Origin of the sequence: Cronobacter sp. HA18003 (assembly GCF_011605905.1) — a bacterium.
Taxonomy (GTDB): Bacteria; Pseudomonadota; Gammaproteobacteria; order Enterobacterales; family Enterobacteriaceae; genus Cronobacter; species Cronobacter sakazakii.
The window spans coordinates 117,879-144,836 of the sequence record NZ_JAANQO010000021.1 but is presented as its reverse complement, the minus strand read 5'-3'; the positions used below and the strand labels follow the sequence as shown (position 1 = coordinate 144,836).

Genomic DNA, 26,958 nt, shown 5'->3' with positions numbered 1-26,958 from the left:
CCCTCTGGTCCCCTGTTGTTAGCGAGTTGTATCGTCGTGGAATATCTCCCGTTATTTGCTCAACTGAAACAGCGCCCGGTGCTGGTGGTCGGTGGCGGCGAAGTGGCGCTGCGTAAAATCGCGCTGCTGCGTCGCGCGGGCGCCTGCGTCTCTGTCGTGGCGAAAAAGTTGCACCCGGAACTCGCAGCGCTTGAGCAGGAAGGCGCGCTGCGCTGGCTGGCGCAGTCGTTTGAGCCTGCGCAGCTCGACGCCGTGTTTCTCGTTATCGCGGCAACCAGTGACGCAGCGCTCAACCGCCGGGTCTTTGATGAAGCTAACGCCCGTCAGCGCCTGGTCAACGTGGTGGACGATCAACCGCTGTGCTCGTTTATTTTCCCCTCAATCGTTGACCGCTCGCCGCTTATTGTCGCTATCTCCTCCAGCGGCAACGCGCCGGTGCTGGCGCGGCTGCTGCGCGAGAAAATCGAATCTCTGCTGCCGGCAAGCCTCGGACGTATGGCCGAAGTGGCGGGCGGCTTTCGCGATCGGATTAAAGCACGCATTCCCACGACCGACGGACGCCGCCGCTTCTGGGAAAAAGCCTTTCGCGGACGCTTTGCGAGCCTGATGGCCGCAGGCGACACCCGCGCCGCCGAAGCGGTGCTGGAAGCCGAACTCGACGCGCCGCAAGGCCCGCAGGGGGAAATCATTCTGGTGGGCGCAGGTCCCGGCGACGCGGGGCTGTTGACGCTGCGCGGTTTGCAGGTGATGCAGCAGGCGGACGTCGTGCTTTACGACCATCTGGTGAGCGACGGCGTGCTGGATCTGGTGCGCCGCGACGCCGACCGCATCTGTGTGGGCAAACGCGCGGGCGCGCACGCGGTGGCGCAGCATGAAACCAACCAGATGCTGATTGATTTCGCCCGCGAGGGCAAAACCGTGGTGCGCCTGAAAGGCGGCGACCCGTTTATTTTCGGGCGCGGTGGCGAAGAACTGGAAGCGGCGAAAGCCGCAGGCGTGCCGTTTCAGGTCGTGCCCGGCGTCACGGCGGCCAGCGGCGCCACCGCCTACGCTGGCATTCCGCTGACCCACCGTGATTACGCCCAGAGCGCGGTGTTCGTCACCGGCCATTACAAACCGGACAGCGAGCCGTTCGACTGGGCGCTGCTCGCGAAAAGCCGTCAGACGCTCGCCATCTATATGGGCACCATGAAAGCGGCGGAGATAAGCCAGCAGCTTATCGCGCACGGCCGTGATGCCACGACGCCGGTCGCGGTGATAAGCCGCGGCACGCGCGAGGATCAGCGCGTTCTGACCGGCACGCTCGACACACTCAATATTCTTGCGAAAGACGCGCCCATGCCCGCGCTGCTCGTTGTGGGCGAAGTGGTGCAGCTCCACCAGCAGCTCGCCTGGTTTCAACATTCAACCGACGCGGAAAACCTTCGTTCTTCCGTGGTGAATCTGGCTTAAGGAAAGGTTATGGATCAAAAACGACTCACTCACCTGCGGCAACTGGAGGCGGAAAGCATCCATATCATTCGTGAAGTGGCTGCGGAATTCGCCAACCCGGTGATGATGTATTCCATCGGCAAAGACTCCAGCGTCATGCTGCATCTGGCGCGCAAGGCGTTTTACCCCGGCACGCTGCCGTTCCCGCTGCTGCATGTGGATACCGGCTGGAAGTTTCGTGAAATGTACGAATTTCGCGACCGCACCGCCAAAGCCTACGGCTGCGAGCTGCTGGTGCACAAAAACCCGGAAGGCGTGGCGATGGGCATTAACCCGTTCGTTCACGGCAGCGCCAAGCACACCGACATCATGAAAACCGAAGGGCTGAAGCAGGCGCTGAACAAGTACGGTTTTGACGCCGCTTTCGGCGGTGCGCGCCGTGACGAGGAGAAATCCCGCGCCAAAGAGCGTATTTACTCCTTCCGTGACCGCTTCCACCGCTGGGATCCGAAAAACCAGCGTCCTGAGCTGTGGCACAACTACAACGGCCAGATCAACAAAGGCGAAAGCATTCGCGTCTTCCCGCTCTCCAACTGGACCGAGCTGGATATCTGGCAATACATCTATCTGGAAAATATCGAGATTGTACCGCTGTACCTGGCCGCCGAGCGTCCGGTGCTGGAGCGCGACGGCATGCTGATGATGATCGACGACGATCGTATCGATTTGCAGCCGGGCGAAGAGATCAAACCGCGCATGGTGCGCTTTCGTACCCTGGGCTGCTGGCCGCTGACCGGCGCGGTGGAATCGAACGCGCAGACGCTGCCGGAGATCATCGAAGAGATGCTGGTCTCCACCACCAGCGAGCGCCAGGGGCGCGTTATCGACCGCGACCAGGCAGGCTCAATGGAGCTTAAAAAACGTCAGGGTTATTTCTAAGGAGCCGCCATGAACACCACTATCGCACAACAGATCGCCAAAGAAGGCGGCGTGGAAGCCTATCTGCACGCTCAGCAGCACAAAAGCCTGCTGCGCTTTCTGACCTGTGGCAGCGTGGATGACGGGAAAAGCACCCTGATTGGCCGTCTGCTGCACGATACCCGCCAGATTTATGAAGATCAGCTCTCGTCGCTGCATAATGACAGCAAGCGCCACGGCACCCAGGGCGAGAAACTGGATCTCGCGCTGCTGGTGGATGGCCTTCAGGCCGAGCGCGAGCAGGGCATCACGATCGACGTGGCGTACCGCTATTTCTCCACCGAAAAACGTAAATTTATCATCGCCGACACCCCGGGACATGAGCAGTACACCCGCAATATGGCGACCGGGGCTTCGACCTGCGATCTGGCTATTCTGCTGATGGACGCCCGTAAAGGCGTGCTGGATCAGACTCGCCGCCACAGCTTTATTTCCACGCTGCTCGGCATCAAGCATCTGGTGGTGGCGGTGAACAAAATGGATCTGGTGGATTTCAGCGAAGAGACGTTTGAGCGCATTCGCCAGGATTATCTGACGTTCGCGGGCCAGCTGCCGGGCAACCTGGACATTCGCTTTGTGCCGCTGTCGGCGCTGGAAGGCGACAACGTGGCGGTGCAGAGCCAGAACATGCCGTGGTATACCGGCCCGACGCTGCTGGAAGTGCTGGAAAATATTGAGATCCAGCGCGTGGTCGACGAGCAGCCGCTGCGCTTCCCGGTGCAGTACGTTAACCGCCCGAACCTCGATTTCCGCGGTTACGCGGGCACCGTCGCGGGCGGCGTGGTGAAAGTGGGCCAGCGCGTAAAGGCGCTGCCGTCCGGCGTGGAGTCGAGCGTGGCGCGCATCGTCACCTTCGATGGCGATTTAGAGGAAGCGGGCGCGGGCGAAGCCGTCACGCTGGTGCTGAAAGATGAAATCGACATCAGCCGCGGCGATCTGCTGGTGGACGCCTCCCAGACACTGGCCGCGGTGCAAAGCGCGGCGGTGGATGTGGTCTGGATGGCCGAACAGCCGCTGGTGCCTGGCCAGAGCTACGACATCAAAATCGCCGGGAAGAAAACCCGCGCGCGCGTGGATAACATCCACTATCAGGTCGATATCAACAATCTGACGCAGCGCGTGGTGGAAAACCTGCCGCTCAACGGCATCGGCCTTGTGGATCTGACGTTCGACGAGCCGCTGAACCTCGATAAATACCAGGAAAACCCGGTGACCGGCGGGCTTATCTTTATCGACCGCCTCTCTAACGTGACGGTCGGCGCGGGTATGGTGCGCGAGCCGCAACAGAATGTGTATCAGGAGCCTTCCGCGTTTAGCGCGTTTGAGCTGGAGCTGAATCAGCTGATTCGCCGTCACTTCCCGCACTGGGGCGCGCGCGATCTGCTGGGAGGCAAATAATGGCGCAGCATGACGAAAATGTCGTCTGGCACGCCCACCCGGTGACCGCGGCGCAGCGCGAGCAGCTCCACGGCCACCGCGGCGTAGTGCTGTGGTTTACGGGGCTTTCGGGCTCCGGAAAATCCACCGTCGCGGGGGCGCTGGAAGAGGCGCTGCATCAGCTTGGCGTGAGCACCTATCTGCTGGATGGCGACAACGTGCGCCACGGCCTGTGCAGCGATCTGGGCTTTAGCGACGACGATCGTAAAGAGAACATTCGCCGCGTCGGTGAAGTGGCGAAACTGATGGTGGACGCAGGTCTCGTTGTATTGACCGCGTTTATCTCGCCGCACCGCGCCGAGCGTCAGATGGTGCGCGATCAGCTGGGCGAAGGGCGCTTTATCGAAGTGTTTGTGGATACGCCGCTTTCGGTATGCGAAGCGCGCGATCCGAAGGGGCTGTATAAAAAAGCCCGCGCCGGCGAACTGCGTAACTTTACCGGCATTGATGCCGTGTATGAGGCACCCGAGAGCCCGGAAATTCATCTCGACGGCCAACAATTGGTAACAAATTTGATGGCGCAATTATTAGACCTGCTGCGTCGCGAAGATATCATCAAATCCTGAGACCGCGCCGGGAGTCCTTTTCCCGGCCCGTCACGTCACAGGATAAGCGATGCGGAATACCACGAATATGATTGTCACCCAGGCGGATAGCGCGCCTGCCGTCGAAGAACCCACCTGGGCCTGGCCTGGCGCCGTGGTGGGCTTTATTTCGTGGCTACTGGCGCTTGGCGCGCCGTTTCTGCTCTACGGCTCCAATACGCTCTTTTTCATGCTCTATACCTGGCCGTTTTTTCTGGCCTTGATGCCGGTGGCCGTGGTGGTCGGCGTGGCGGTCTTTTCGCTGCTGGAGCGCCGTCTGGTCTACAGCACGCTTGCCACGCTCATCAGCGTCGGGCTGATGTTCGGTCTGCTCTTTCTCTGGCTGGTGAGCTAACCTTTCGCGATTTTCACACTCTCTCTACCGGCGCATGCGCATCGGCGCGCTTTCTGTGGTACATTCTGCCGCTGTTTAATTTCTTAACCTGCACGTCGTAGCAAGCCGGGTAGAGTCCGGCGGGAAGTTATGGGATGATGAGGCCGTTTTTCAGGGGGCAGAATGGGTAAACTAACGCTGCTATTGCTGGCTTTGCTGGTCTGGCTACAGTATTCGCTGTGGTTTGGAAAAAACGGCATCCACGACTATTCCCGCGTAGCCGACGACGTGGCGGTACAGCAGGCCACGAACGCCAAACTCAAAGCGCGTAACGATCAGCTTTTCGCCGAGATAGACGATCTCAACGGCGGTCAGGAAGCTATCGAAGAGCGCGCGCGCAACGAATTAAGCATGACCAAACCGGGCGAAACCTTCTATCGTCTGGTGCCGGACGCCACGAAACGCGCCGGTGGGCCTGCGCAAAATAATCGATAACCAGAAGCGGGTTTTACACATGGCGCCTTCCTTTGCGGACGTGATTGCCGTGGTGCCGGCGGCCGGAATCGGCAGCCGTATGCAGACGGAATGTCCCAAACAATACCTCACCATCGGGAACCAGACGATTCTCGAACACGCGGTCGCCCCGCTGTTGCAGCATCCGCGCATCAGCCGGGTGATCATCGCGATAAGCCCTGCTGACACTGCCTTCGCCCGGCTGCCGCTTGCGGCGCATCCGGATATCCAGGTGGTGCGCGGCGGCGCGCAGCGGGCTGATTCCGTACTGGCCGGGCTTCAGGCCGCGGGCGACGCGCGCTGGGCGCTGGTGCATGACGCCGCGCGCCCGTGTCTTAGCGCCCAGGATCTCGAACGGCTGCTGGCCTTAACAGAAACCAGCCAGGTCGGCGGCATTCTCGCCGCGCCCGCCTGCGACACCATGAAGCGCGCGGAGCCGGGCAAACCCGCTATCGCGCATACCGTCGATCGCGAAAACCTCTGGCATGCGCTCACCCCGCAGCTGTTCCCGCTGGAACTGCTGCGCGACTGCCTGACGCGCGCGCTCGCGGAAGGCGCGACCATTACCGACGAAGCCTCGGCGCTGGAGCACTGCGGTTTCCACCCGGAGCTGGTCGCCGGTCGCGCAGACAATATTAAAGTGACCCGCCCTGAGGATCTGGCTCTGGCGGCGTTCTATCTTACCCGCTTAACCCCTATGGAGACGGCATAATGCGTATCGGACATGGTTTTGACGTACACGCCTTTGGTGGCACAGGCCCGATTATTCTTGGCGGCGTCCGTATTCCTTATGAGCAAGGGCTGCTGGCGCACTCTGACGGCGATGTGGCGCTTCACGCGCTGACCGACGCGCTGCTTGGCGCGGCGGCGCTGGGCGATATCGGCAAACTCTTTCCGGATACCGATCCGGCCTTTAAAGGCGCTGACAGCCGCGAACTGCTGCGTGAAGCCTGGCGTCGTATCCAGGCGAAGGGCTACACGCTTGGCAACGTCGATGTCACCATCATCGCTCAGGCACCGAAAATGGCTCCGCACATCCCGCAAATGCGCGTGTTCATCGCCGAAGATCTGGGCTGCCATATGGATCAGGTGAACGTGAAAGCGACCACCACGGAAAAACTCGGCTTTACCGGCCGCGGTGAAGGCATCGCCTGCGAAGCCGTGGCGCTGCTAATGAAGGCTGGTGCATGAGTGATTTCAACACGCTGCGCTGGCTGCATGGCCAGCCGCAGGGGCAGGGGCGTCTGAAGGTCAGCCCGACCGATTTTCAGGTGGTCGAGGATTTAGGCTTCGCGCCGGACGGCGACGGTGAACACCTGCTGGTGCGCATCCGTAAAACCGGCTGCAACACCCGCGCGGTGGCGGACGCGCTGGCGAAGTTTCTCGGCATCGCGGCGCGTGAGGTCAGCTTTGCGGGGCAGAAAGATAAATACGCGGTAACGGAGCAGTGGCTGTGCGCGCGACTGCCGGGCAAAGAGATGCCCGCGATGCGCGCGTTTACGCTGGAAGGCTGTGAGGTGCTGGAGTTCGCCCGTCACCGCCGCAAGCTGCGTTTAGGCGCGCTGAAAGGCAACCGCTTCTCACTGGTGCTGCGCGATATTACGCACCGCGATGAAATCGAACAGCGCCTGAGCCTGATTAGCGAAAAGGGCGTGCCGAACTATTTCGGTCCGCAGCGTTTCGGGCGGGGCGGCAGCAATATCTACCAGGCGAAGCGCTGGGCGCAAACCGGCCAGCCGCCGCGCGAGCGCAATAAGCGCGGTTTCGCGCTCTCTGCCGCGCGCAGCCTGATGTTTAACACGCTGGTCAGCGAACGTCTGCAACGCTTCGGGGTTAACCAGGTGATGGACGGCGACGCGCTGCAACTCGCCGGACGCGGCAGCTGGTTTGTCACCACCCCTGAAGAGCTTACTGATTTACAGGCTCGCGTGGACAGCGGCGAGCTGCTTATCACCGCCGCGCTGCCCGGCAGCGGCGACTGGGGCACCCAGCGCGCGGCGCTGGCGTTTGAGCAGGCGACGCTTGCAGACGAAACCGAGTTGCTGACGCTGTTGACCCGTGAAAAGGTCGAGGCCGCCCGACGCGCCATGTTACTGTTCCCGCGCGAGCTGCGCTGGCAGTGGCAGGACGATGCGACGCTTGAGGTGAGCTTCTGGCTGCCCGCCGGCAGCTTCGCCACCAGCGTTATCCGGGAGCTGTTCAATACCGCTGACGATGTCTCGGATATCAGCGAGTAACACCCCATTGCGTTTTATTCTTCGCGACGCATTCAAAAACCGCCTCCGGGCGGTTTTTTTGTCTTTACGCTCAGTCAAACAGCCAGCGCCCGGCTTTCGCGGATTGCGCTTTTCCTGAACACCGCAGTTTGGCTTTCCTGGCAAAAATGAACTAATAACTGATGACGCGAAGCGCGGGACGTTATTCCTCCTGCTCATGTAACGACATGATATTGCGAAAATCGACCCTACCGGACAGCGGCATCGCGCGTTAGAATGCCAGCGAGCGGCTATCCGGCCTTCTGCCTGAATCAGCTTCAGCGCAGGCAAACTGAAAAAGCAGAATGAGATTTAAGGAATCACGCTTGCATGTTTAACACCAGGAAAGGATTACGCGCGTTATGCGGATATTGTTAAGTAATGATGACGGGATCCACGCGCCGGGCATTCAGGCGCTGGCGAAAGCGCTGCGTGAATTCGCTGAGGTTCAGGTGGTGGCTCCCGACCGCAACCGTAGCGGCGCGTCTAACTCCTTAACGCTCGAATCTTCGCTTCGCACGTTCACCTACCCCAACGGCGACATCGCGGTGCAGATGGGCACGCCCACCGACTGCGTCTTCCTCGGCGTTAACGCGCTGATGCGCCCGCGCCCTGATGTGGTCGTCTCCGGCATCAATGCCGGGCCGAATCTTGGCGATGACGTGATTTACTCCGGCACCGTGGCCGCGGCGATGGAAGGCCGTCATCTGGGCCTGCCGGCGCTGGCGGTGTCTCTTAACGGCCACGAGCACTACGAGACCGCCGCTGCCGTGACCTGCACGCTGTTACGGGCGCTGGCCCGCGAGCCGCTGCGCACCGGGCGCATCCTTAATATCAACGTGCCCGATCTGCCGCTTGAGGAGATCAAAGGCATTCGCGTCACCCGCTGCGGCAGCCGTCATCCGGCGGATAAAGTCATTCCGCAGGACGATCCGCGCGGCAACACGCTCTACTGGATTGGCCCGCCGGGCGAGAAGCTCGACGCCGGCCCGGATACCGATTTTGCCGCGGTGGACGAAGGCTACGTCTCCGTCACGCCGTTGCATGTCGATTTAACCGCGCACAGCGCGCAGGATGTGGTAACCCGCTGGTTATCCAGCGCCGGAGTGAACGGGCAATGGTAAACAATCGTGTTCAGACCCTTCTGAATCAACTGCGTGCTCAGGGCATTAAAGATGAACGCGTGCTTGAGGCGATTTCGCGCGTGCCGCGTGAAAAATTTGTCGATGAAGCGTTTGAGCACAAGGCCTGGGAAAACGTTGCGCTGCCTATTGGTTCAGGGCAAACCATTTCTCAGCCTTATATGGTGGCGCGGATGACCGAGCTTCTGACACTTACGCCCGCCTCCCGGGTGCTGGAAATCGGCACCGGCTCCGGCTACCAGACGGCGATTCTGGCCCATCTGGTGCATCATGTCTGTTCTGTCGAGCGCATTAAAAGCCTGCAATGGCATGCCAGACGGCGTTTAAAGCAGCTCGATCTGCACAATATCTCCACCCGCCACGGCGATGGCTGGCAGGGCTGGCAGGCGCGCGCGCCATTTGACGCTATTATTGTGACTGCCGCTCCGCCTGAAATCCCGACAGCCTTGCTATCGCAACTGGACGAGGGCGGCATTCTGGTTCTTCCCGTGGGCGACGAACAGCAGGTGTTAAAGCGCGTTCGTCGGCGGGGGAGCGAATTTATTATCGACACCGTAGAAGCCGTACGCTTTGTGCCTCTGGTAAAAGGGGAGCTGGCGTAAACCAGGAATTTTTCCTGAGTTTTTAGCGCGTTTTTGGCGTATGGTGGGCGAAAATCGCGCCGGCCAGACGCCGGGCAGAGCGGTTGTCATCGTATTTATAGAGAAGTAAACCATTCCAGGGGGATAAATGAGCGCGGGAAGCCCAACCTTCACAGCACGCCGTGTCGCGGCGCTGTCACTGATTTCGCTTTGTCTGGCGGCATGTAATTCAAATAACTCCTCCGCACCGGCGCCTGTCAGTTCCGTTGGCGGCAGCGCGAGCAGCAGCGCAGAAGCCAGTTCCGGCGCAGGCGGCGGGATGATTATGCCGCCATCGAATATCTCCACGCAGGCAAGCCAGCCGCAGATTCAGCCAGCGCCGGTGCAGCCGCAGATAAGCCAGCCGCGTCAGGCGCAGGTTATTCCCGAACAGCCGGTTCAGACCCAGAACGGCCGTATTGTTTACAATCGCAAGTATGGGAATATTCCGAAAGGCAGCTATGCGGGCGGCAGCACCTATACCGTAAAACGCGGGGATACGCTGTTTTATATCGCCTGGATTACCGGGAACGATTTCCGTGACCTCGCGCAGCGTAACCATATTGAAGCCCCGTACAGCCTTAATGTCGGTCAGACGTTACAGGTAGGTAACGCATCTGGTACGCCGATCACAGGTGGCAATGCAATTACACAAGCTGATGCAAGCGCACAAGGAATAGTCTCAAAACCTGCGCAAAATACCAGCACAGTAGTTGCGTCCAAACCGACAATTATTTACTCTGAGGATTCAGGTGAACAGAGTGCTAACAAAATGTTGCCTGGGAATGTGAGCTCTGGGGCAGTCGTGGCTCCTTCCACAGCACCTGTTGTTAGCACGCAAGAACCGACCGTAAGCAGCACGACCAATAGCGCACCTGTCGCTACCTGGCGCTGGCCGACTGAAGGCAACGTTATCGAGAACTTCTCCGCCGCTGAAGGGGGGAACAAAGGGATCGATATCGCAGGCAGCAAAGGACAGGCAATCATCGCGACCGCAGATGGTCGTGTTGTGTACGCCGGTAATGCGCTTCGCGGTTACGGTAATCTTATTATCATCAAACACAACGATGATTACCTGAGTGCCTACGCCCATAACGACACAATGCTGGTCCGGGAACAACAAGAAGTTAAGGCGGGGCAGAAAATCGCTACCATGGGTAGCTCCGGAACCAGTTCAACACGCTTACATTTTGAAATTCGTTACAAGGGGAAATCCGTAAACCCGCTGCGCTATTTGCCGCAGCGATAAATTGGCAGAGTGCGCTTCTTCAGGCGCTTTGCTCAGGGATCACGGGTAGGAGCCACCTTATGAATCAGAATACGCTGAAAGTTCATGACTTAAATGAAGACGCGGAATTTGATGAGAACGGAGTAGAGGCTTTTGACGAAAAAGCCTTGGTAGAAGAGGAACCCAGTGATAACGACCTGGCTGAAGAAGAGCTGCTGTCGCAGGGTTCAACACAGCGTGTATTAGATGCAACTCAGCTGTATCTTGGTGAGATTGGTTATTCGCCTCTGCTAACCGCTGAAGAAGAAGTTTATTTCGCACGCCGCGCTCTGCGTGGTGATGTAGCCTCCCGCCGTCGCATGATCGAAAGTAACCTGCGTCTGGTGGTGAAGATTGCCCGCCGTTACAGCAATCGTGGTCTGGCGCTGCTGGATCTGATTGAAGAGGGCAATCTGGGGCTTATCCGCGCTGTTGAGAAATTTGACCCGGAACGCGGGTTCCGTTTCTCTACGTACGCAACCTGGTGGATTCGTCAGACCATCGAACGGGCAATCATGAACCAAACCCGTACGATTCGCCTGCCGATTCACATCGTAAAAGAGCTTAACGTCTATCTGCGTACCGCTCGTGAACTGTCCCATAAACTGGACCACGAACCGAGTGCAGAAGAGATTGCAGAACAGCTGGATAAACCAGTTGACGACGTTAGCCGTATGCTGCGCCTGAACGAGCGTATTACCTCTGTTGACACCCCGCTGGGTGGCGATTCAGAGAAAGCGCTGCTGGATATCCTGGCCGATGAGAAAGACAACGGCCCGGAAGACACCACGCAAGACGATGATATGAAACAGAGCATCGTCAAATGGCTGTTCGAACTGAACGCCAAACAGCGTGAAGTTCTGGCCCGTCGTTTCGGTCTGCTCGGTTACGAAGCGGCAACGCTTGAAGATGTCGGCCGTGAAATTGGCCTGACTCGTGAACGCGTTCGCCAGATTCAGGTTGAAGGCCTGCGCCGTCTGCGTGAAATTCTGCAGGGCCAGGGGCTGAACATCGAAGCGCTGTTCCGCGAATAATCACCATTCCCGTCAAAAGGGCCAGTCATCCGACTGGCCTTTTTCTTTTGTGCCTTACGCCTGCCGTGTTTCATGCAAGTGACGCCAGCGCGGCTCTCCCTCATGAAGTTCAAACACGACGGTTGACCAGCGCACCGTGCTCTCCTGCGCTATCCGCTGCGTTTCGCGATACCCCACAACCGCGCCTTCGGGCCATTCGACGATCACCGAAAGTGCGTCCACCTGAATCTCCAGACCGGGTTTACTGCCGCCCGCGGCGGTAAAGAACGCGTTGAGCGCGTGCATATCGAGCGGCACGCCGTTCAGCGGGATCATGGAATAGTCCGGGCTAAAACGGCCCAGCAGCGCCTGGACATCACCCTCGCCCCGGCCGAGCCAGCGTTCAATTGCCACATGGGCGTCGTGAACTTCTTTAAACCAGCGATTCATCACTTCTCCTTCTTTTCGACAAATGACAGCGTGACAGCCTGACGGGGCAGGCGCCACGCGAAAACCAGCGGCACCAGCGTCAGCGCCGCCGCGAGGGTAAACGTCGCCTGCCAGGCGATAAGTGGTGAAAGCCACATCAGCAGCGCATTCAGCGCGAGGCTCACCAGCGTGACGCCAAAGCAGAAGCTGAGCTGGCGGTTGATATTCCACAGCGCGCTGGCGTCCGGCATATCGGTATTGGCGGTATGCAAAAACGCGCTGCTCTGCGCGGTACTGCTGCACAAGCTGCCGCCTGCGCCCATCAGAAAGAACGCCGTCACCAGCAGCGCCCACGGGCTTTGCGCATCAGTTTGCGTCAGCAGCACAATCCCGCCCGCCTGCAACAGGCAGCCGAGGGAAATTAACGGCCGTGGGCCGAGGCGGTTAAACAGGCGGGCGGTCGCGGAAATCGCCATAAATGACGCCACCGACCACGGCACCATCAGCGCCCCGCTGGCGGCAGGTGAAAGCCCCGCGACGGTTTGTAGCCAGAACATGCCGACCACGTTAACGCCAATAAACATGCCGGGCACGCACTGATAAACCAGCATCGAAAAACGCATCAGCGGCTCGCCCAGCAGATGCACTCTCAGCAGCGGCGCGGGATGACGACGACAGCGGCGCAGCATCAGCGCCATAAGCACCATGCCCGACGCAAGACCCGCCGCGGCAAGCCACGGCGCCGTTTTTTCGCTAAGCCCGTTCAGCCCGAACAGCACCAGCAGCAGGCCGCCTGCGCCGGTAATAACGCTTATCGTATCGAGCGGGCGTTTATCGGGCGCTGGCGCATCGGGTTTGAGCCAGCAGAACGCCATCACAAGCGCCAGCAGCGAGAGCGGCAGGCTCGCCAGAAAAACCCACTGCCAGCCCGCCGTCTGAACAATAACCCCGCCTGCGACCGGCGAAAGCGCCGGTGCCAGCAGGCCCGTCAGCATCACGGCGGAAGAGAGCCCGGCACGCTCGTGTTTTGCATATAACTGCCAGACCAGCGCCTGCCCGACCGGGATCAACACGCCGCCGCCCGCGCCCTGGATGACGCGCCAGAAGATGAGCGACTCCAGCGACGTCGCCAGGCCGCAGGCTGCTGTCGCTACGGTGAACAGCGCCAGCGACAGTAAAAACAGACGGCGCGCGCCGAGGCGCTGCGTGAGCCAGGCGCTGAGTGGGATCACTACCGTCAGCCCGGCTATATAGGCGTTGCTAATCCAGGAAAGCTGCGTCACTGACGCATGCAGCGCATCGCCAATGGCCGGAAAGGCCACCGCCGCGATAAACATATTGATGAGATCGAGAAAAAAGCCCAGCAGATAAATCAGGGTAACTCTGTTTCGGTAGGTCATGACACGCCCTCTGTGGAAGAGGGGCACTCTAACCGCTCGCCATGAAAGGAAAAACGGCGTCCAGGTTGATATACTGTCAAACCCTTTTTGACAATCGGCGCAAAGACGATGCTGAATTTATCGCGGCTGGCTATGTTTGTCGCCGTCGTGGACGCGAAAAGTTTTACCGGTGCCGCAGCGGCGCTCGGGCAGACCAAAGCCGTAGTCAGCTTTAATATCCGCCAGCTTGAAAGCGAACTCGGCGTGACACTGCTGCTGCGCTCGACGCGCCGCCTGACGCTGACCGACGCGGGCGAGCGGTTATACCAGCGCAGCCTGGTATTGCTGAAAGATGCTGATGCGTTGCTGGACGATGTGCAGGCAAGCCATGACGGGTTTAGCGGCGAGCTGCGTGTGACCACCACGCCGGAATATGCAACGCACGTGGTCGGCCCGGCGCTCGCCGCCTTCAGCCGCGCGCATCCGGCGCTGCGCATTCGCCATTTTTCGTCGTCGCAGCACGCCGATTTAATCTCAGAGCGCGTGGATGTCGCAATCCGGCTCGGCACATTGCAGGATTCCGCCTACCGCGCGGCGCTGATTTCCCGTTTCGATATTTTCCCCGTTGCGTCGCCCGCGTGGCTTGAGCGCCACCCGATCTCAACGCCCGGGGCGCTCAGCCAGGCGGACTGGCTGGTGCATACCCGGCTGGCGTCGCCGCTGCGCTGGGAACTCACCGGCCCTCATAACGAGACGCTGTGGTTTGAGATAACGCGCCCGCCCGTGATAGCGGCCGACGGCGCAGGCGCGCTGATGACGTTCGCGCTGGAGGGCTGCGGCGTGGCGCTGCTGCCCGCGTGGCTGGTTAAAACCGCGCTGGAAGAGGGCAGGCTGGTGCGGCTACTGCCTGCGTATCGCTTTCCCGCGCAGGGCGTTTATGCGGTTTACCCCGACGCGCGCCACGTTTCCGGCAAAGTGCGGGGGTTTATCGATTTTCTGCGCGCCCGCGAAGCGCAGGCGACAGCCGGAAAATAGCGTTACGGTTTGTCTATCATCCGCGTGATGAGTGCTGCGAACAGCGCCCGCTCTTCGGCGTTCAGCTTGCCTAAAAACGCTTCATCCACGGCGTCGCCCTTCGGAATACTGGCGTGCAACAGCGCCTCGCCTTCTGGCGTGAGGTATATAAACCGGCGGCGCTTATCCTCCGGCGCGCTTTCACGGCGCACCAGCCCGCGGCTCTCCATCCGGCTCAGCATTTCGGCAAGCGTCGCTTTGGTGCTGACGGCGGCTTCGGTCAGCGCCACCTGTTCGATACCAGGGTTTTCAGCTATAGAGCGCAGCACCGCGTATTGCGGCTTGGTCAGCTCAGGCAGCGCCAGCTGCCACTGCGCCGTATGCTGCTGAAAAAGCTGGCGTAACAGATGAAAGGCTTGTTGTTTTACGGCCATACACTCTCCGGGATCAGGATCTTCTCACCATCATAACCGCTGCGATGCGGAAAGCTAACGCGGCGCTTTTTAGCAAAAAGTGTGACTGTACACGAACGATCTTGCCAGATTCCCCTGCCGGGCGTACTTTTAATTTATATGTTCGTACACGAACAATAATTGAGGTAACGCATGAGGCTAATTGTCGGAATGACGGGCGCAACCGGCGCGCCGCTTGGGGTCGCGCTGTTGCAGGCGCTGAAAGCGATGCCTGAGGTGGAAACCCATCTGGTGATGTCAAAGTGGGCGAAAACCACGATCGAACTGGAAACGCCGTTCTCCTGGCAGGATGTCGCGGGGCTGGCAGATGTGGTGCACAGCCCGGCGGATCAGGCCGCGACGATCTCCTCAGGATCGTTTCGCACCGACGGCATGGTGATCATTCCGTGCAGCATGAAAACCCTGGCGGGCATCCGCGCGGGCTACGCCGACGGGCTGGTGGGCCGCGCCGCTGATGTGGTGCTGAAAGAGAACCGTAAACTGGTGCTGGTGCCGCGCGAAACACCGCTTAGCACCATTCATCTGGAAAACCTGCTGGCGCTCTCGAAGATGGGCGTGGCCATCGTGCCGCCCATGCCCGCCTGGTACAACCATCCCGCGACGATCGACGACATCATCAACCATATCGTCGCGCGCGTGCTCGATCAGTTCGGGCTCGATGCCCGCAACGCCCGCCGCTGGCAGGGGCTAAATCCTGCGAAAACAGCCGACACCCATTCATCACGAGGAGGAAACACGCATGGCGTTTGACGATCTGCGCAGCTTTTTGCAGGCGCTTGAAGAGCAGGGGCAACTGCTGAGGATCAGCGAAGAGGTGCAGGCGGAGCCGGATATCGCGGCGGCCGCCAACGCGACCGGACGCATCGGCGAAGGCGCGCCCGCGCTCTGGTTTGACAATATCCGCGGCTTTACTGACGCGCGGGTGGCGATGAACACCATTGGTTCATGGCCGAACCACGCGATCTCGCTCGGTCTGCCGCCTGCCACACCGGTAAAGCAGCAGATAGAAGAATTTATTCGCCGCTGGGATACCTTCCCGGTCGCGCCGGAACGCCGCGATAATCCGCCATGGGCGGAAAACAGCGTCGACGGCGACGACATTAACCTGTTCGACATTCTGCCGCTGTTTCGCTTAAACGACGGCGACGGCGGGTTCTACCTTGATAAAGCGTGTGTGGTCTCGCGCGATCCGCTCGATCCCGAACACTTCGGCAAGCAGAATGTCGGCATCTACCGGATGGAAGTGAAAGGCAAGCGCAAGCTCGGGCTGCAACCGGTGCCGATGCATGACATCGCGCTGCATCTGCATAAGGCCGAAGAGCGTGGCGAGGATTTGCCGGTTGCGATTACGCTTGGCAACGATCCGATCATCACGCTGATGGGCGCCACGCCGCTGAAATACGATCAGTCGGAATATGAAATGGCGGGCGCGCTGCGCGAAAGCCCGTACCCGATAGCCACCGCGCCGCTGACCGGTTTCGACGTGCCGTGGGGGTCGGAAGTGATCCTTGAAGGGGTGATTGAAGGACGCAAGCGCGAGATAGAAGGGCCGTTCGGCGAGTTTACCGGGCACTACTCCGGCGGGCGTAACATGACCGTGGTGCGTATCGATAAAGTCTCTTATCGCACCAAACCGATTTTCGAATCGCTCTATCTCGGCATGCCGTGGACCGAAATCGACTACCTGATTGGCCCGGCGACCTGCGTGCCGCTTTACCAGCAGCTTAAAGCGGAGTTCCCGGAAGTGCAGGCGGTGAACGCGATGTATACCCACGGGCTGCTCGCGATTATCTCCACCAAGAAACGCTACGGCGGTTTCGCCCGCGCGGTGGGCCTGCGTGCGATGACCACGCCGCACGGGCTTGGCTACGTGAAGATGGTGATTATGGTGGATGAGGATGTCGATCCGTTCGATCTGCCGCAGGTGATGTGGGCGCTGTCGTCAAAAGTGAACCCGGCGGGCGATCTGGTGCAGTTGCCGAATATGTCGGTGCTGGAGCTTGATCCTGGCTCAAGCCCGGCGGGGATTACCGACAAGCTGATTATCGACGCCACTACGCCGGTTGCGCCGGATAACCGCGGGCATTACAGCCAGCCGGTGAAAGACCTGCCGGAAACCCCGCAGTGGGTAGAGAAGCTGACCGCCATGCTGGCTAACCGTAAAAAATAAGGAGACGAGATGATTTGTCCACGTTGTGCCGATGAAACCATCGAAATCATGGCGACGTCGCCGGTGAAAGGCGTCTGGACGGTGTATCAGTGCCAGCATTGTTTGTACACCTGGCGCGACACCGAGCCGCTGCGCCGTACCAGCCGCGAGCATTACCCCGAGGCGTTCCGGATGACGCAGGCCGATATCGATAACGCGCCGGAAGTGCCAACGGTGCCGCCGCTGCTGGCGGATGGTAAGCGTTAACCCTCTGGCGCGATGGTTTAAATGGCGGGTGTGAAACTTTAAACGGCGGGTGCGCTACGCTTACCCGCCCTACACGACAAAATGAAGGCATTCACGTAGGGTGGGTAAGCGAAGCGCACCCACCATTCACGCCCCGCCATCACCAACGGCACCCACCCTACAAAAAATAAGGCGCTGAAATTATGTAGGGCGGGTAAGCGTTGCGCACCCGCCACCTCAAACTACCCACCCACCACATCAAACTTACACCAGGCTCTTCAGCCGATAGATCCACTCCAGCGCCTGGCGCGGCGACAGCGAATCCGGGTCGAGATTCTCCAGCGCCTCTACCGCCGGGCTGGTCTCTTCGGCGGCGGCGAGCAGCGACATCTGCGTGCCGTCCACCTGCGTTGCCGCCGCGTTACCGGAAAGGCTCTCCAGCTCGCGCAGCTTCTGGCGCGCGCGCTTAATCACCTCTTTCGGCACGCCCGCCAGCGCCGCAACCGCCAGGCCGTAACTCTTGCTCGCGGCGCCGTCCTGAACGCTGTGCATAAACGCTATCGTATCGCCATGCTCAATCGCATCCAGATGCACGTTGGCGACGCCTTCCATCTTCTCCGGCAACTGGGTCAGTTCGAAATAGTGCGTGGCGAACAGCGTCAGCGCTTTAATACGGTTGGCGAGGCTCTCCGCGCACGCCCACGCGAGCGACAGCCCGTCATAGGTAGATGTGCCGCGGCCAATCTCATCCATCAGCACCAGACTGTGCTCGGTGGCGTTATGCAGGATATTGGCGGTTTCGGTCATCTCAACCATAAAGGTCGAACGCCCGGAAGCCAGATCGTCGGCGGCGCCCACGCGGGTAAAAATGCGATCGATTGGGCCGATTTCCGCCTGCTCTGCCGGCACGAAGCTGCCGATATACGCCATCAGCACAATCAGCGCCGTCTGGCGCATATAGGTACTCTTACCGCCCATGTTCGGGCCGGTGATTATCAGCATCCGGCGCTGCGGGCTGAGCGACAGCGGGTTAGCGATAAACGGCTCGTTCAGTACGCGCTCCACCACCGGATGACGGCCTTCCACCAGGCGAATGCCGGGCTTGTCGGTCAGCGTCGGGCAGTGGTAGTTCAGCGTGTCGGCGCGCTCGGCAAGGTTTGTCAGTACGTCGAGTTCAGCAAGCGCGGCGGCGCTTTTTTGCAGTTCCGCCAGGTGCGGTAGCAGCAGATCGAACAGCTCATCATAAAGCTGTTTTTCCAGCGCCAGCGCTTTGCCTTTGGAGGTCAGAACTTTGTCTTCATACTCTTTGAGCTCAGGAATGATATAGCGCTCGGCGTTTTTCAGCGTCTGGCGGCGTACATAGTGAATCGGCACCATATGGCTCTGCCCGCGGCTCACCTGAATAAAGTAGCCGTGCACGGCGTTGAACCCTACCTTGAGCGTGTCGATGCCGAGTTTTTCGCGCTCGCGGATCTCCAGGCGGTCGAGATAATCGGTCGCGCCGTCAGCCAGCGCCCGCCATTCATCAAGCTCTTCATGGTAGCCAGGCGCAATCACGCCGCCGTCGCGCACCAGCACCGGCGGCGCTTCAATAATCGCGCGCTCCAGCAAATCTCTCAGCTCAGCGAAATCGCCCATCTGTTCGCGCAGCGTCTGCACATACTCAGCCTCAATATCGGCAAGCAGCGTATTGAGCGTCGGCAGTTGCTGGAAGGCGTGACGCATCCGCGCCAGATCGCGCGGGCGGGCGGTACGCAGCGCCAGGCGCGCCAGAATACGCTCCAGATCGCCCACCTGGCGCAGCACTGGCTGGATCTCTGTGCTGTATTCCATTAGCGCCGCGATGGCCTGCTGACGGTGGCGCAACACGCTCGTATCGCGCACCGGCATATGCAGCCAGCGTTTTAACATGCGGCTGCCCATCGGCGTGACGGTGCAGTCGAGTACGGAGGCCAGCGTGTTTTCCACGCCGCCCGCCAGATTCTGGGTGATCTCAAGATTACGGCGCGTGGCGGCGTCCATAATGATGCCGTCCTGCTGGCGCTCCATCGTGATGGAGCGGATATGCGGCAGGCTGGTGCGCTGCGTGTCTTTCACGTACTGCAACAGACACCCGGCGGCGCACAGCCCGCGCGGCGCGTTCTCCACCCCAAAGCCCACCAGATCGCGCGTGCCGAATTGCAGGTTAAGCTGCTGGCGCGCGGTATCGAGTTCAAACTCCCAGAGCGGGCGACGGCGCAGGCCGCGTCGGCCTTCAATCAGCGACATCTCGGCGAAATCTTCGGCATACAGCAGCTCCGCCGGGTTGGTGCGCTGCAATTCCGCCGCCATGGTCTCGCGGTCCTGCGGCTCGCTTACGCGAAAACGCCCGGAGCTGATATCAAGCGTTGCGTAGCCAAAGCCTTTGCTATCCTGCCAGATGGCGGCCAGCAGGTTATCCTGGCGCTCCTGCAACAGCGCTTCATCGCTGATGGTGCCGGGCGTGACGATGCGCACCACTTTGCGCTCCACCGGGCCTTTTGACGTGGCCGGGTCGCCAATCTGCTCGCAAATCGCCACCGACTCGCCAAGGTTAACCAGCTTCGCCAGATAGTTTTCCACGGCGTGGTGCGGCACGCCCGCCATCGGGATCGGCTCGCCCGCCGAAGCGCCGCGTTTGGTCAGCGAAATATCCAGCAACTGCGACGCGCGTTTCGCATCGTCATAAAAGAGTTCGTAAAAATCGCCCATGCGATAAAACAGCAGGATGTCAGGGTGCTGCGCCTTGAGCTTCAGATACTGCTGCATCATGGGCGTGTGGGCGTCGAAGGTTTCGCTTGTGCTCATGGAGTGGAGATGTCCATTTCGTTGGATTTCAAAAGGATGTGATATTTGTAGTTATCGTGGGTTATCACGCAGAAGGGTATGATAACCAAGTCTCGGGAGCAGGGAAACTGGTGGCGTGCGGCAATGCGCGACACCCTGAAGCCGGGTCGCAAAAATGCGCGCCGAGGAACCGCGCGTGGGCAGGGCTCCTCTTTTTTACTGATAAAAAACCGCGCCGCAATCATTCGCGATTTTACATCTGGTCACGCCTTTATTTGTCCTTAAACTCGTCCAGATGTTTAATCTGCCGACCGCGCTCATTAAAGTTTTCCGGGCGCAACCAGGCGCGCAGCGCTTTGGCGTGATGCGGCCACTCGGCTTCGACAATCGAATACCAGTTCACATTACTGTTGCGGCCTTTTCGCACCTGACATTCCCGGAATGTCCCTTCATAAATAAAGCCGAGACGTTGAGCAGCCTGAATGGCAGGCGTATTCAGCTCATCGGTTTTCCATTCGCAGCGCCGGTATTTTAATTCTTCGAAAACATACGCCAGTAATAAGCAGATAGCCTCCGTACCGTAATGGGTTCTTTTCATGGAAGGCGACCAGTTCACATTGCCAATTTCAATCACGCCGTGGGTTTTATCGACATTCATCAGGCAGAGTGTGCCGGTGGGCTGGCCGCTAATATTTTCCAGCACGGTGAAATACCAGGCGTCCGGCGTGGCCTCCAGACGACGCAGATAATATTCAGTGGCGGTCAGCGTCGGCGGGCGCTCATCGGCAAGATAAGTCCAGTCGCGCGTGTCGTCAATGCTGTGCCAGGCATGGTGCAGCGCCAGCGCGTGGCGCACACTGACCGGCTCAAGGTGACAAAAATGCCCGGCGAACATTTTCTTTTGCGGTAGCTCACGCGGTTTCCAGTCCGCCACGGGCTGGCCAACATACTGACCGAAGCTGTTTAGCTCTTTCATGGTGCCTCCTTAAAACCCGGAAGGGGACGTTCTGGAACGCTCGCGGGGTGAAAGGGATACTTTGACTATCGGTCAAAAAGGTAAGGTTTTTATCTTTTTATTTTAAATTATGGCGTCGTTCGCATATTTAAAGGGGATGGATAAAGTTTGCGCAGGTTATTCCGATAACAGCTTCACACGAGCGCCTTGTTCAGGGGATAGTTAACGATGATTAAAAATATAAAAGTGGTTAGCGGGATTATTATTATCCTGTTGACCTTTACGGTGTTGCAGATGGTCACCGGCAGCCTTTTTTATTCGGCAGTCAATAATGACAGAAATAATTTCCAGAATGCGAATTTACTTAATTTTCAGCAGGAGCAGCTTGGCGACAGTTTTCAGACGCTGGTAAAAACCCGCGTGACGGTGAACCGCGTTGCGATCCGTTTTCTGAAAAACCAGCGCGATCCGGCGTCGCTTGCGGCAATCAACAAACTGCTGGCGACCGCCTCGACCTCGCTTGGCAAAGCGGAAAAACATTTCGCACTCTACAAAGGCTCGCCGCGTCTGAACGGGCAGGATGAAGCGACGGCCAGCAAAATAACTGAAAAATACCAGGCGCTGCATGACACTCTTCAGGCGTCCATTGGTTATCTTAGCGCGAATAACTATGAGGCTTACGGCAATCTCGACGCCCAGAAAGCGCAGGACGAGATGGAGGAGATCTACACCACCTGGCGCGCGCAGAACACCACGCTGCTGCAGGCTGCCGCCCAGGAGAACCAGCAGAGCTTTACGGGCATGCTCTGGACGCTTGGCGTTATCGCGGTCATTGTCATACTGGCGATCGCCACCATCTGGCAGGGCTTACGCCATCTGCTGCTGGGGCCATTGCGTGAAGCGATGGAGCATATCCGCGCCATTGCTGGCGGCGATTTAACGCGCCAGATCGCGGTAGAAGGGCGTAACGAGATGGGGCAGCTTGCCGCGTCGCTTCTGGCGATGCAACAGGCGCTGGCGGGCACCGTCACGGCGGTACGCGACAGCACGGAATCCATTTACACCGGCGCGGGGGAAATCTCCGCAGGCAGCAACGATCTCTCCGCGCGCACCGAGCAGCAGGCCGCGTCGCTGGAAGAGACCGCCGCCAGCATGGAGCAGTTGACCGCGACAGTGAAACAGAACAGCGATAACGCGCGTCAGGCGTCGCAACTGGCGAAAAACGCCTCGGAGACCGCCGATAAAGGCGGGCGCGTGGTGGAGAACGTGGTGCAGACCATGAAGTCCATCGCCGAAAGTTCGCAGCAGATTGCGCATATCACAAGCGTTATCGACAGCATCGCCTTCCAGACCAACATTCTCGCGCTTAACGCCGCGGTAGAAGCGGCGCGCGCCGGAGAGCAGGGCCGCGGCTTCGCGGTGGTGGCGGGTGAAGTGCGCACGCTTGCCAGCCGTAGCGCCAACGCGGCGAAAGAGATCAAAGCGCTTATCGAAAATTCAGTAAACCGCGTCGATACCGGCTCCGGCCAGGTACAGGAAGCGGGCGACACCATGAAAGAGATCGTGCAGGCGGTCACCCGCGTGACCGATATTATGGGTGAAATCGCCTCAGCCTCTGATGAGCAGAGCCGCGGTATTGAGCAGGTGAGCCTTGCGGTATCGCAGATGGACAGCGTCACGCAGCAGAACGCCGCGCTGGTGCAGGAATCCGCGGCAGCCGCCGCTGCGCTGGAAGATCAGGCAGAGCAGCTGCGCCAGGCCGTGGCAGCCTTTAAGGTCTCCCGCGGCGTCGTCAGTGCATCAGCACGCACCGGTGCCGCGCCGCTTGTCCGCGTCGAGCCGGTAAAACCCGCGCTGGCAGCGCCTGCGGGCGGTGATAACTGGGAAACGTTCTGATCTCTGCCTGTTAGCGAAATAAAAAAGCGTGGCGAGCCACGCTTTTTTTATGCCTACTTTATCGCTTCAGCTGACGGACACTTTGAAAAAGCTGCTTTTGACATTGCTGTTGAACCAGCTCTCTTTCTCGTTGCTCATCAGAAACGTTTGCCAGGTTTTCGCCGGTACGCCGAGAAACTGCTCCACGCGCCCATTGGCGTACTCAATTTCCATAATCGAACAGGTTGGATCGTAGCCTGCGCTTTTAAACGTTCTCGACTGGACAGGATGTCGTTTCATTTCAGCCCCTTGATTTGAAAACCACTGAGCGTTATCGGCATTTCACCCGCTGCGCTTGACTACCAGAACTGGCGGGGCGGGTGGAGCGGCGAAGAATATATTCTTGTTGCGCGCCCTGACTAATCTATGTATTTTTATTCACATTTAGTGCATAAAAATGAGGGTTGCGAACATGATGAAATCTTTACTCAAGGCCGGTTTATTAATGGCAGCCCTCGCGGGCAGCGCGCTGGCAGCGCAGGAAACCTATGTTGTCGGCGCGGGCGGCACCTATCGTCCGTTTGAATTCGAAAACAGCCAGAAACAGCTGGAAGGCTTCGATATCGACATCATTAAAGCCATCGCCAAAGCCGAAAACTTCAACGTGAAGCTGGTGAACACGCCGTGGGAAGGGATCTTCGCAACGCTCGGTTCTGGCGATCGCGACATTATCATCTCCGGCATTACCATTACCGATAAGCGTAAGCAGATGGTTGATTTCTCAGCGCCCTATTTCCCGGCGGAACAATCCATCGTCGTTGCGGCAGATTCGAAAGTGGATTCACTGGCTGCGCTGAAAAATGAAAAAGTCGGCGTGGTGAACTCCAGCACCGGAGATATCGTGGTCTCTGATGTGCTTGGCAAAAACAACACGGCGATTAAGCGCTTCGACAACACGCCGCTAATGCTTCAGGAGCTGTTTGAAGATGGCGTCAGCGCCGCCGTGGGCGACGTTGGCGTGGTGAAGTACTACATCAAACAGCACCCGGAAAAACAGTTCAAACTGGTGCCGGACGCCAAATTTGAACGCCAGTATTTCGGGATCGCGGTGGCGAAAGGCAACGACGAACTGCGCGATAAAATTAACGCGGGCCTCGCGAAAATCGTCGCTGACGGCACTTACGCGAAAATCTACAAAGCCTGGTTTGACGACAACGTGCCGACGCTGCCTGCGCAGTAATCGCGCGCTTTCGCTTCCTGTTATTTAGCGGCTGACCGTCTCTGCGTCAGCCGCCTCTTTTTCGGAAATGGACATGTCAGGATTTCATTGGGAGATAATCCAGGAGTATGGCCCGCTGTTTATGCAGGGCGCCTGGATGACCATCAAATGCACCATTATCTGCGTGATCCTCGGCACGCTGTGGGGCTTAACGCTCGGGCTGGGGCGCATGGCGCACGCGGAGCACGGGCCGTGGAAATATGTGCTGCGTTACCTGGTGCAGTTCCCGGTGCGCTTTTATGTCAGCGCGTTTCGCGGCACGCCGCTGTTTGTACAGATAATGGTGGTGCACTTCGCACTGGTGCCGCTCTTTATTAACCCGCGCGACGGCTGGCTGGTGGAAAGCGGCCTGATGAGCAGCGAATTCGCCCGTATGCTGCGCTCCGATTACGGCGCGTTTCTCTCCTGTATCGTGGCGATCACCCTTAACGCGGGCGCGTATGTTTCCGAAATTTTCCGTGCGGGTATTCAGTCTATCGATCGCGGGCAGATGGAAGCGTCGCGCGCGCTCGGCATGCCGTGGTGGAAAACCATGCGCAAAGTCATTCTGCCGCAGGCGTTTCGCCGCATCCTGCCGCCGCTTGGCAACAATGCGATCGCCATTGTGAAAGATTCGTCGCTCGCGTCTGCCATCGGTCTTGCGGATCTGGCTTACGCGGCGCGTACCGTCTCCGGCGCTTACGCCACATACTGGGAGCCCTACCTGACCATTTCACTGGTCTACTGGGTGATTACCTTCCTGCTATCGCAACTGGTGGCGCGGCTGGAAAAGAGGTTTGGCAAAAGTGATTCACGTTAAAAATCTGCATAAGCATTTCGGCGCAAGCCACGTTCTGCGCGGTATTCACTGCGACATCAAGCCGGAAGAAGTGGTCTGCGTAATTGGCCCTTCCGGCTCCGGAAAAAGCACCTTTTTACGCTGCCTGAACGCGCTGGAGACGGCAGAAGAGGGCGAAATTGTCGTGAACGGTTTTGCGGTGCATGACCGCAACGCCGATATAAACCAGCTGCGCGCAGGCGTCGGGATGGTGTTCCAGCGCTTTAATTTGTTCCCGCATATGACGGTGCTGGAAAATCTCATTATGGCCCCGATGAGCGTGAAGGGCATGAAACGCGCGCAGGCGGTGACGCTCGCCGAAGGGCTACTCACCAAAGTCGGGCTTAGCGATAAGCGCGACGCGTGGCCTTCGAGCCTCTCCGGTGGCCAGCAGCAGCGTGTGGCGATTGCCCGTGCGCTTGCGATGAACCCGTCGGTTATGCTGTTTGATGAACCGACCTCCGCGCTGGATCCGGAGCTGGTGGGCGAAGTGCTGGCGGTAATGAAAAATCTTGCCGAAGAGGGCATGACGATGGTTATCGTCACCCACGAAATGGGATTTGCGCGTGAAGTCGCCGACCGGGTGATTTTTATCGACAGCGGCGTGATTCAGGAAGAAGGCCCGCCCGCGCAGCTTTTTACCGCCCCGCAAAACCCGCGCACCGCGGCTTTTCTCAGCAAAGTTCTCTGATGGCGGGCGCAGGCGGAAAAATTTACCGCCTGCGCCTCATGCCCGCGCTTCCTCGGCTGGCCCAGGATGATCTACCATTACTGCCATTCGTTCTGAACAGCCATATGGATATCTCATGTTAAAGCGTCGCTATGTCGCCCTGTTGCCGCTGATGATGGCGCTTGCCGCCTGCAGCAGCAAGCCGAAGTCTCAATCTGCAACCACTCAGACCGCAGGCGCAAGCCAGGGCGGCTTCCTGCTCCAGCCGCAGCACGATATGTTGCTGCCAACCGGCGATTTCACCGGCAACCCGGCGGCGGAAAATTTCATCAACATGATGGTCAGCAAGCACGGGTTTAACCGCCAGCAGCTCCAGGAAGTGTTTTCACAGACCAAAAGGCTCGATTACGTGCTGCGTCTGATGGACCGCCAGGCGCCGACCACCCAGCCTGCGCCGGGGCCAAACGGTGCCTGGCTGCGCTATCGCAATAAATTCATCACGCCGGACAACGTGCAAAACGGTGTGGCGTTCTGGAACCAGTATCAGGATGCGCTTAACCGCGCATGGCAGGTTTACGGCGTGCCGCCGGAAATCGTGGTCGGGATCATCGGCGTGGAGACGCGCTGGGGCCGCGTGATGGGCAAAACCCGTATTATCGACGCGCTGGCGACGCTCGCCTTTAACTACCCGCGCCGCGCTGACTATTTTGCCGGTGAGCTTGAAACTTTCCTGCTGATGTCGCGCGATGAAGGCGACGATCCGCTGGCGCTGAAAGGCTCGTTTGCGGGCGCGATGGGCTACGGCCAGTTTATGCCGTCCTCTTATAAAGAATATGCAGTCGACTTTAACGGCGACGGGCATATCAACCTGTGGGACCCGGAAGACGCTATCGGCAGCGTCGCGCACTACTTCCAGCAGCACGGCTGGGTGAAGGGCGATTTGGTGGCGGTGCCCGCCAACGGCCAGGCGCCGCAGCTTGAGAATGGCTTTAAAACCAAATACAGCGTCGGCCAGCTGGCGGCGGCGGGTTTAACGCCGCAGCAGCCGCTTGGCGATCACACCGAAGCAAGCCTCCTGCGTCTTGATATCGGCAGCGGCTATCAGTACTGGTACGGTCTGCCTAACTTCTACGCCATTACGCGCTATAACCATAGTACGCACTATGCGATGGCGGTCTGGCAGCTCGGCCAGGCGGTGGCGCTCGCCCGGGTACAGTAAGACGTTTCCCCGTCTGTGCAGGCGGGGAAATAAACACGACCTCAAACCTTGAATTCGCCTCGTAAAACCCGATG

28 protein-coding genes are annotated in these 26,958 nt (G+C 59.1%); 22 read left to right on the top strand and 6 right to left on the bottom strand.

Translation table 11 applies throughout. The annotated features are described in order from the left end of the window. Window positions 1-36 precede the first annotated feature (36 nt). The 13 genes from cysG (at window position 37) to rpoS (ending at window position 11,595) form a co-directional block, all read left to right on the top strand. Window positions 37-1,452, top strand: coding sequence for a siroheme synthase CysG (gene cysG / locus G6041_RS11890; RefSeq protein WP_012123930.1), 1,416 nt, complete (start codon window positions 37-39; stop codon window positions 1,450-1,452). Between the two features lie 9 nt (window positions 1,453-1,461). Next, the gene (cysD, locus tag G6041_RS11885; RefSeq protein ID WP_004387918.1) at window positions 1,462-2,370 is read left to right on the top strand and encodes a sulfate adenylyltransferase subunit CysD; all 909 of its coding nucleotides are present in this window, start codon (window positions 1,462-1,464) and stop codon (window positions 2,368-2,370) included. A gap of 9 nt (window positions 2,371-2,379) precedes the next feature. After that, a complete protein-coding gene (gene cysN, locus G6041_RS11880; protein ID WP_007777742.1) occupies window positions 2,380-3,807 on the top strand; it encodes a sulfate adenylyltransferase subunit CysN in 1,428 nt (475 codons plus the stop codon). Further along, window positions 3,807-4,412, top strand: coding sequence for an adenylyl-sulfate kinase (gene cysC / locus G6041_RS11875; protein WP_007870417.1), 606 nt, complete (start codon window positions 3,807-3,809; stop codon window positions 4,410-4,412). The genes cysN and cysC overlap by 1 nt, the downstream gene beginning before the upstream one ends. Window positions 4,413-4,461: 49 nt before the next feature. Next, complete coding sequence (locus G6041_RS11870; protein ID WP_004387921.1) at window positions 4,462-4,785, top strand: DUF3561 family protein; 324 nt, start codon at window positions 4,462-4,464, stop codon at window positions 4,783-4,785. 162 nt (window positions 4,786-4,947) lie between these two features. Beyond that, complete coding sequence (gene ftsB, locus G6041_RS11865; RefSeq protein WP_004387922.1) at window positions 4,948-5,259, top strand: cell division protein FtsB; 312 nt, start codon at window positions 4,948-4,950, stop codon at window positions 5,257-5,259. A 19-nt stretch (window positions 5,260-5,278) separates the two neighbouring features. Continuing rightward, a complete protein-coding gene (ispD, locus tag G6041_RS11860) occupies window positions 5,279-5,989 on the top strand; it encodes a 2-C-methyl-D-erythritol 4-phosphate cytidylyltransferase (RefSeq protein WP_012123931.1) in 711 nt (236 codons plus the stop codon). Then, the gene (gene ispF, locus G6041_RS11855) at window positions 5,989-6,468 is read left to right on the top strand and encodes a 2-C-methyl-D-erythritol 2,4-cyclodiphosphate synthase (RefSeq protein WP_007851809.1); all 480 of its coding nucleotides are present in this window, start codon (window positions 5,989-5,991) and stop codon (window positions 6,466-6,468) included. Before ispD ends, ispF begins: the two co-directional genes overlap by 1 nt. Beyond that, entirely contained in the window at window positions 6,465-7,514 is a 1,050-nt protein-coding gene (gene truD, locus G6041_RS11850) for a tRNA pseudouridine(13) synthase TruD (protein WP_012123932.1), read from the top strand. The genes ispF and truD overlap by 4 nt, the downstream gene beginning before the upstream one ends. Window positions 7,515-7,894: 380 nt before the next feature. Then, window positions 7,895-8,656 carry a 5'/3'-nucleotidase SurE gene (gene surE, locus G6041_RS11845; protein ID WP_007777731.1) on the top strand — a complete coding sequence of 254 codons (762 nt, stop codon included), beginning with the start codon at window positions 7,895-7,897 and terminating at the stop codon, window positions 8,654-8,656. Further along, the gene (locus tag G6041_RS11840; protein WP_012123933.1) at window positions 8,650-9,276 is read left to right on the top strand and encodes a protein-L-isoaspartate(D-aspartate) O-methyltransferase; all 627 of its coding nucleotides are present in this window, start codon (window positions 8,650-8,652) and stop codon (window positions 9,274-9,276) included. The genes surE and G6041_RS11840 overlap by 7 nt, the downstream gene beginning before the upstream one ends. 127 nt (window positions 9,277-9,403) lie before the next feature. Beyond that, window positions 9,404-10,543, top strand: coding sequence for a murein hydrolase activator NlpD (gene nlpD, locus G6041_RS11835; RefSeq protein WP_032987836.1), 1,140 nt, complete (start codon window positions 9,404-9,406; stop codon window positions 10,541-10,543). Window positions 10,544-10,602: 59 nt separating this feature from the next. After that, window positions 10,603-11,595 (top strand): RNA polymerase sigma factor RpoS, encoded by a 993-nt coding sequence (gene rpoS / locus G6041_RS11830; RefSeq protein WP_007663544.1) that lies wholly within the window; start codon window positions 10,603-10,605, stop codon window positions 11,593-11,595. 54 nt (window positions 11,596-11,649) lie between these two features. Here rpoS and G6041_RS11825 read toward each other — a convergent pair whose 3' ends face one another. Together G6041_RS11825 and G6041_RS11820 are read right to left on the bottom strand one after the other, a co-directional pair. Further along, entirely contained in the window at window positions 11,650-12,024 is a 375-nt protein-coding gene (locus tag G6041_RS11825; protein ID WP_012123935.1) for a hypothetical protein, read from the bottom strand. After that, window positions 12,024-13,403 carry an MFS transporter gene (locus tag G6041_RS11820; protein ID WP_012123936.1) on the bottom strand — a complete coding sequence of 460 codons (1,380 nt, stop codon included), beginning with the start codon at window positions 13,401-13,403 and terminating at the stop codon, window positions 12,024-12,026. Before G6041_RS11820 ends, G6041_RS11825 begins: the two co-directional genes overlap by 1 nt. A 108-nt stretch (window positions 13,404-13,511) precedes the next feature. Here G6041_RS11820 and G6041_RS11815 point away from each other — a divergent pair, with 108 nt between their 5' ends. Further along, window positions 13,512-14,417 (top strand): LysR family transcriptional regulator, encoded by a 906-nt coding sequence (locus G6041_RS11815; protein WP_012123937.1) that lies wholly within the window; start codon window positions 13,512-13,514, stop codon window positions 14,415-14,417. 2 nt (window positions 14,418-14,419) lie between these two features. Here the strand turns inward: G6041_RS11815 and G6041_RS11810 are convergent, their stop codons facing one another. Further along, window positions 14,420-14,830: a MarR family winged helix-turn-helix transcriptional regulator gene (locus tag G6041_RS11810; protein WP_007870392.1), complete on the bottom strand. Its 411-nt coding sequence runs from the start codon at window positions 14,828-14,830 to the stop codon at window positions 14,420-14,422. Window positions 14,831-15,001: 171 nt separating this feature from the next. Here G6041_RS11810 and G6041_RS11805 point away from each other — a divergent pair, with 171 nt between their 5' ends. From G6041_RS11805 to G6041_RS11795, 3 genes are read left to right on the top strand one after another with little or no spacing between them, the layout of a single operon-like run. After that, window positions 15,002-15,619, top strand: a complete 618-nt coding sequence (locus G6041_RS11805; RefSeq protein WP_012123938.1) for a non-oxidative hydroxyarylic acid decarboxylases subunit B — start codon at window positions 15,002-15,004, stop codon at window positions 15,617-15,619. Continuing rightward, window positions 15,609-17,039: a non-oxidative hydroxyarylic acid decarboxylases subunit C gene (locus G6041_RS11800; RefSeq protein WP_012123939.1), complete on the top strand. Its 1,431-nt coding sequence runs from the start codon at window positions 15,609-15,611 to the stop codon at window positions 17,037-17,039. Before G6041_RS11805 ends, G6041_RS11800 begins: the two co-directional genes overlap by 11 nt. A 9-nt stretch (window positions 17,040-17,048) precedes the next feature. Then, window positions 17,049-17,285 carry a non-oxidative hydroxyarylic acid decarboxylases subunit D gene (locus G6041_RS11795; protein WP_007894575.1) on the top strand — a complete coding sequence of 79 codons (237 nt, stop codon included), beginning with the start codon at window positions 17,049-17,051 and terminating at the stop codon, window positions 17,283-17,285. Window positions 17,286-17,528: 243 nt separating this feature from the next. Here the strand turns inward: G6041_RS11795 and mutS are convergent, their stop codons facing one another. Further along, window positions 17,529-20,090 (bottom strand): DNA mismatch repair protein MutS, encoded by a 2,562-nt coding sequence (mutS, locus tag G6041_RS11790; protein ID WP_012123940.1) that lies wholly within the window; start codon window positions 20,088-20,090, stop codon window positions 17,529-17,531. 250 nt (window positions 20,091-20,340) lie between these two features. Beyond that, window positions 20,341-21,045 (bottom strand): GNAT family N-acetyltransferase, encoded by a 705-nt coding sequence (locus G6041_RS11785; RefSeq protein WP_012123941.1) that lies wholly within the window; start codon window positions 21,043-21,045, stop codon window positions 20,341-20,343. A gap of 207 nt (window positions 21,046-21,252) precedes the next feature. Here G6041_RS11785 and tcp point away from each other — a divergent pair, with 207 nt between their 5' ends. Next, window positions 21,253-22,920 carry a methyl-accepting chemotaxis citrate transducer gene (tcp, locus tag G6041_RS11780; protein WP_012123942.1) on the top strand — a complete coding sequence of 556 codons (1,668 nt, stop codon included), beginning with the start codon at window positions 21,253-21,255 and terminating at the stop codon, window positions 22,918-22,920. 66 nt (window positions 22,921-22,986) lie between these two features. Here tcp and G6041_RS11775 read toward each other — a convergent pair whose 3' ends face one another. Continuing rightward, on the bottom strand, window positions 22,987-23,199 hold the full coding sequence (locus tag G6041_RS11775; protein WP_007870378.1) for a KTSC domain-containing protein: 213 nt from the start codon (window positions 23,197-23,199) through the stop codon (window positions 22,987-22,989). A 172-nt stretch (window positions 23,200-23,371) separates the two neighbouring features. Between G6041_RS11775 and G6041_RS11770 the strand changes: the two genes are divergently transcribed. The 4 genes from G6041_RS11770 to mltB all read left to right on the top strand — a co-directional run bounded on the left by G6041_RS11770 (window position 23,372) and on the right by mltB (window position 26,884). Then, window positions 23,372-24,139 carry a basic amino acid ABC transporter substrate-binding protein gene (locus tag G6041_RS11770; protein WP_041460392.1) on the top strand — a complete coding sequence of 256 codons (768 nt, stop codon included), beginning with the start codon at window positions 23,372-23,374 and terminating at the stop codon, window positions 24,137-24,139. Window positions 24,140-24,212: 73 nt separating this feature from the next. Further along, window positions 24,213-24,977 carry an amino acid ABC transporter permease gene (locus G6041_RS11765; RefSeq protein WP_004387893.1) on the top strand — a complete coding sequence of 255 codons (765 nt, stop codon included), beginning with the start codon at window positions 24,213-24,215 and terminating at the stop codon, window positions 24,975-24,977. Next, window positions 24,964-25,686, top strand: a complete 723-nt coding sequence (locus tag G6041_RS11760; protein WP_012123944.1) for an amino acid ABC transporter ATP-binding protein — start codon at window positions 24,964-24,966, stop codon at window positions 25,684-25,686. Before G6041_RS11765 ends, G6041_RS11760 begins: the two co-directional genes overlap by 14 nt. A gap of 115 nt (window positions 25,687-25,801) precedes the next feature. Continuing rightward, entirely contained in the window at window positions 25,802-26,884 is a 1,083-nt protein-coding gene (gene mltB, locus G6041_RS11755) for a lytic murein transglycosylase B (RefSeq protein ID WP_004387895.1), read from the top strand. The last annotated feature ends 74 nt before the right edge of the window (window positions 26,885-26,958 follow it).

Coding starts and splice junctions, on each gene's coding strand:
- cysD (WP_004387918.1), top strand. CDS start 1,462: ATGGATCAAAAACGACTCACTCACCTGCGGCAACTGGAGGCGGAAAGC.
- cysN (WP_007777742.1), top strand. CDS start 2,380: ATGAACACCACTATCGCACAACAGATCGCCAAAGAAGGCGGCGTGGAA.
- cysC (WP_007870417.1), top strand. CDS start 3,807: ATGGCGCAGCATGACGAAAATGTCGTCTGGCACGCCCACCCGGTGACC.
- G6041_RS11870 (WP_004387921.1), top strand. CDS start 4,462: ATGCGGAATACCACGAATATGATTGTCACCCAGGCGGATAGCGCGCCT.
- ftsB (WP_004387922.1), top strand. CDS start 4,948: ATGGGTAAACTAACGCTGCTATTGCTGGCTTTGCTGGTCTGGCTACAG.
- ispD (WP_012123931.1), top strand. CDS start 5,279: ATGGCGCCTTCCTTTGCGGACGTGATTGCCGTGGTGCCGGCGGCCGGA.
- ispF (WP_007851809.1), top strand. CDS start 5,989: ATGCGTATCGGACATGGTTTTGACGTACACGCCTTTGGTGGCACAGGC.
- truD (WP_012123932.1), top strand. CDS start 6,465: ATGAGTGATTTCAACACGCTGCGCTGGCTGCATGGCCAGCCGCAGGGG.
- surE (WP_007777731.1), top strand. CDS start 7,895: ATGCGGATATTGTTAAGTAATGATGACGGGATCCACGCGCCGGGCATT.
- G6041_RS11840 (WP_012123933.1), top strand. CDS start 8,650: ATGGTAAACAATCGTGTTCAGACCCTTCTGAATCAACTGCGTGCTCAG.
- nlpD (WP_032987836.1), top strand. CDS start 9,404: ATGAGCGCGGGAAGCCCAACCTTCACAGCACGCCGTGTCGCGGCGCTG.
- rpoS (WP_007663544.1), top strand. CDS start 10,603: ATGAATCAGAATACGCTGAAAGTTCATGACTTAAATGAAGACGCGGAA.
- G6041_RS11825 (WP_012123935.1), bottom strand. CDS start 12,024: ATGAATCGCTGGTTTAAAGAAGTTCACGACGCCCATGTGGCAATTGAA.
- G6041_RS11820 (WP_012123936.1), bottom strand. CDS start 13,403: ATGACCTACCGAAACAGAGTTACCCTGATTTATCTGCTGGGCTTTTTT.
- G6041_RS11815 (WP_012123937.1), top strand. CDS start 13,512: ATGCTGAATTTATCGCGGCTGGCTATGTTTGTCGCCGTCGTGGACGCG.
- G6041_RS11810 (WP_007870392.1), bottom strand. CDS start 14,830: ATGGCCGTAAAACAACAAGCCTTTCATCTGTTACGCCAGCTTTTTCAG.
- G6041_RS11805 (WP_012123938.1), top strand. CDS start 15,002: ATGAGGCTAATTGTCGGAATGACGGGCGCAACCGGCGCGCCGCTTGGG.
- G6041_RS11800 (WP_012123939.1), top strand. CDS start 15,609: ATGGCGTTTGACGATCTGCGCAGCTTTTTGCAGGCGCTTGAAGAGCAG.
- G6041_RS11795 (WP_007894575.1), top strand. CDS start 17,049: ATGATTTGTCCACGTTGTGCCGATGAAACCATCGAAATCATGGCGACG.
- mutS (WP_012123940.1), bottom strand. CDS start 20,090: ATGAGCACAAGCGAAACCTTCGACGCCCACACGCCCATGATGCAGCAG.
- G6041_RS11785 (WP_012123941.1), bottom strand. CDS start 21,045: ATGAAAGAGCTAAACAGCTTCGGTCAGTATGTTGGCCAGCCCGTGGCG.
- tcp (WP_012123942.1), top strand. CDS start 21,253: ATGATTAAAAATATAAAAGTGGTTAGCGGGATTATTATTATCCTGTTG.
- G6041_RS11775 (WP_007870378.1), bottom strand. CDS start 23,199: ATGAAACGACATCCTGTCCAGTCGAGAACGTTTAAAAGCGCAGGCTAC.
- G6041_RS11770 (WP_041460392.1), top strand. CDS start 23,372: ATGATGAAATCTTTACTCAAGGCCGGTTTATTAATGGCAGCCCTCGCG.
- G6041_RS11765 (WP_004387893.1), top strand. CDS start 24,213: ATGTCAGGATTTCATTGGGAGATAATCCAGGAGTATGGCCCGCTGTTT.
- mltB (WP_004387895.1), top strand. CDS start 25,802: ATGTTAAAGCGTCGCTATGTCGCCCTGTTGCCGCTGATGATGGCGCTT.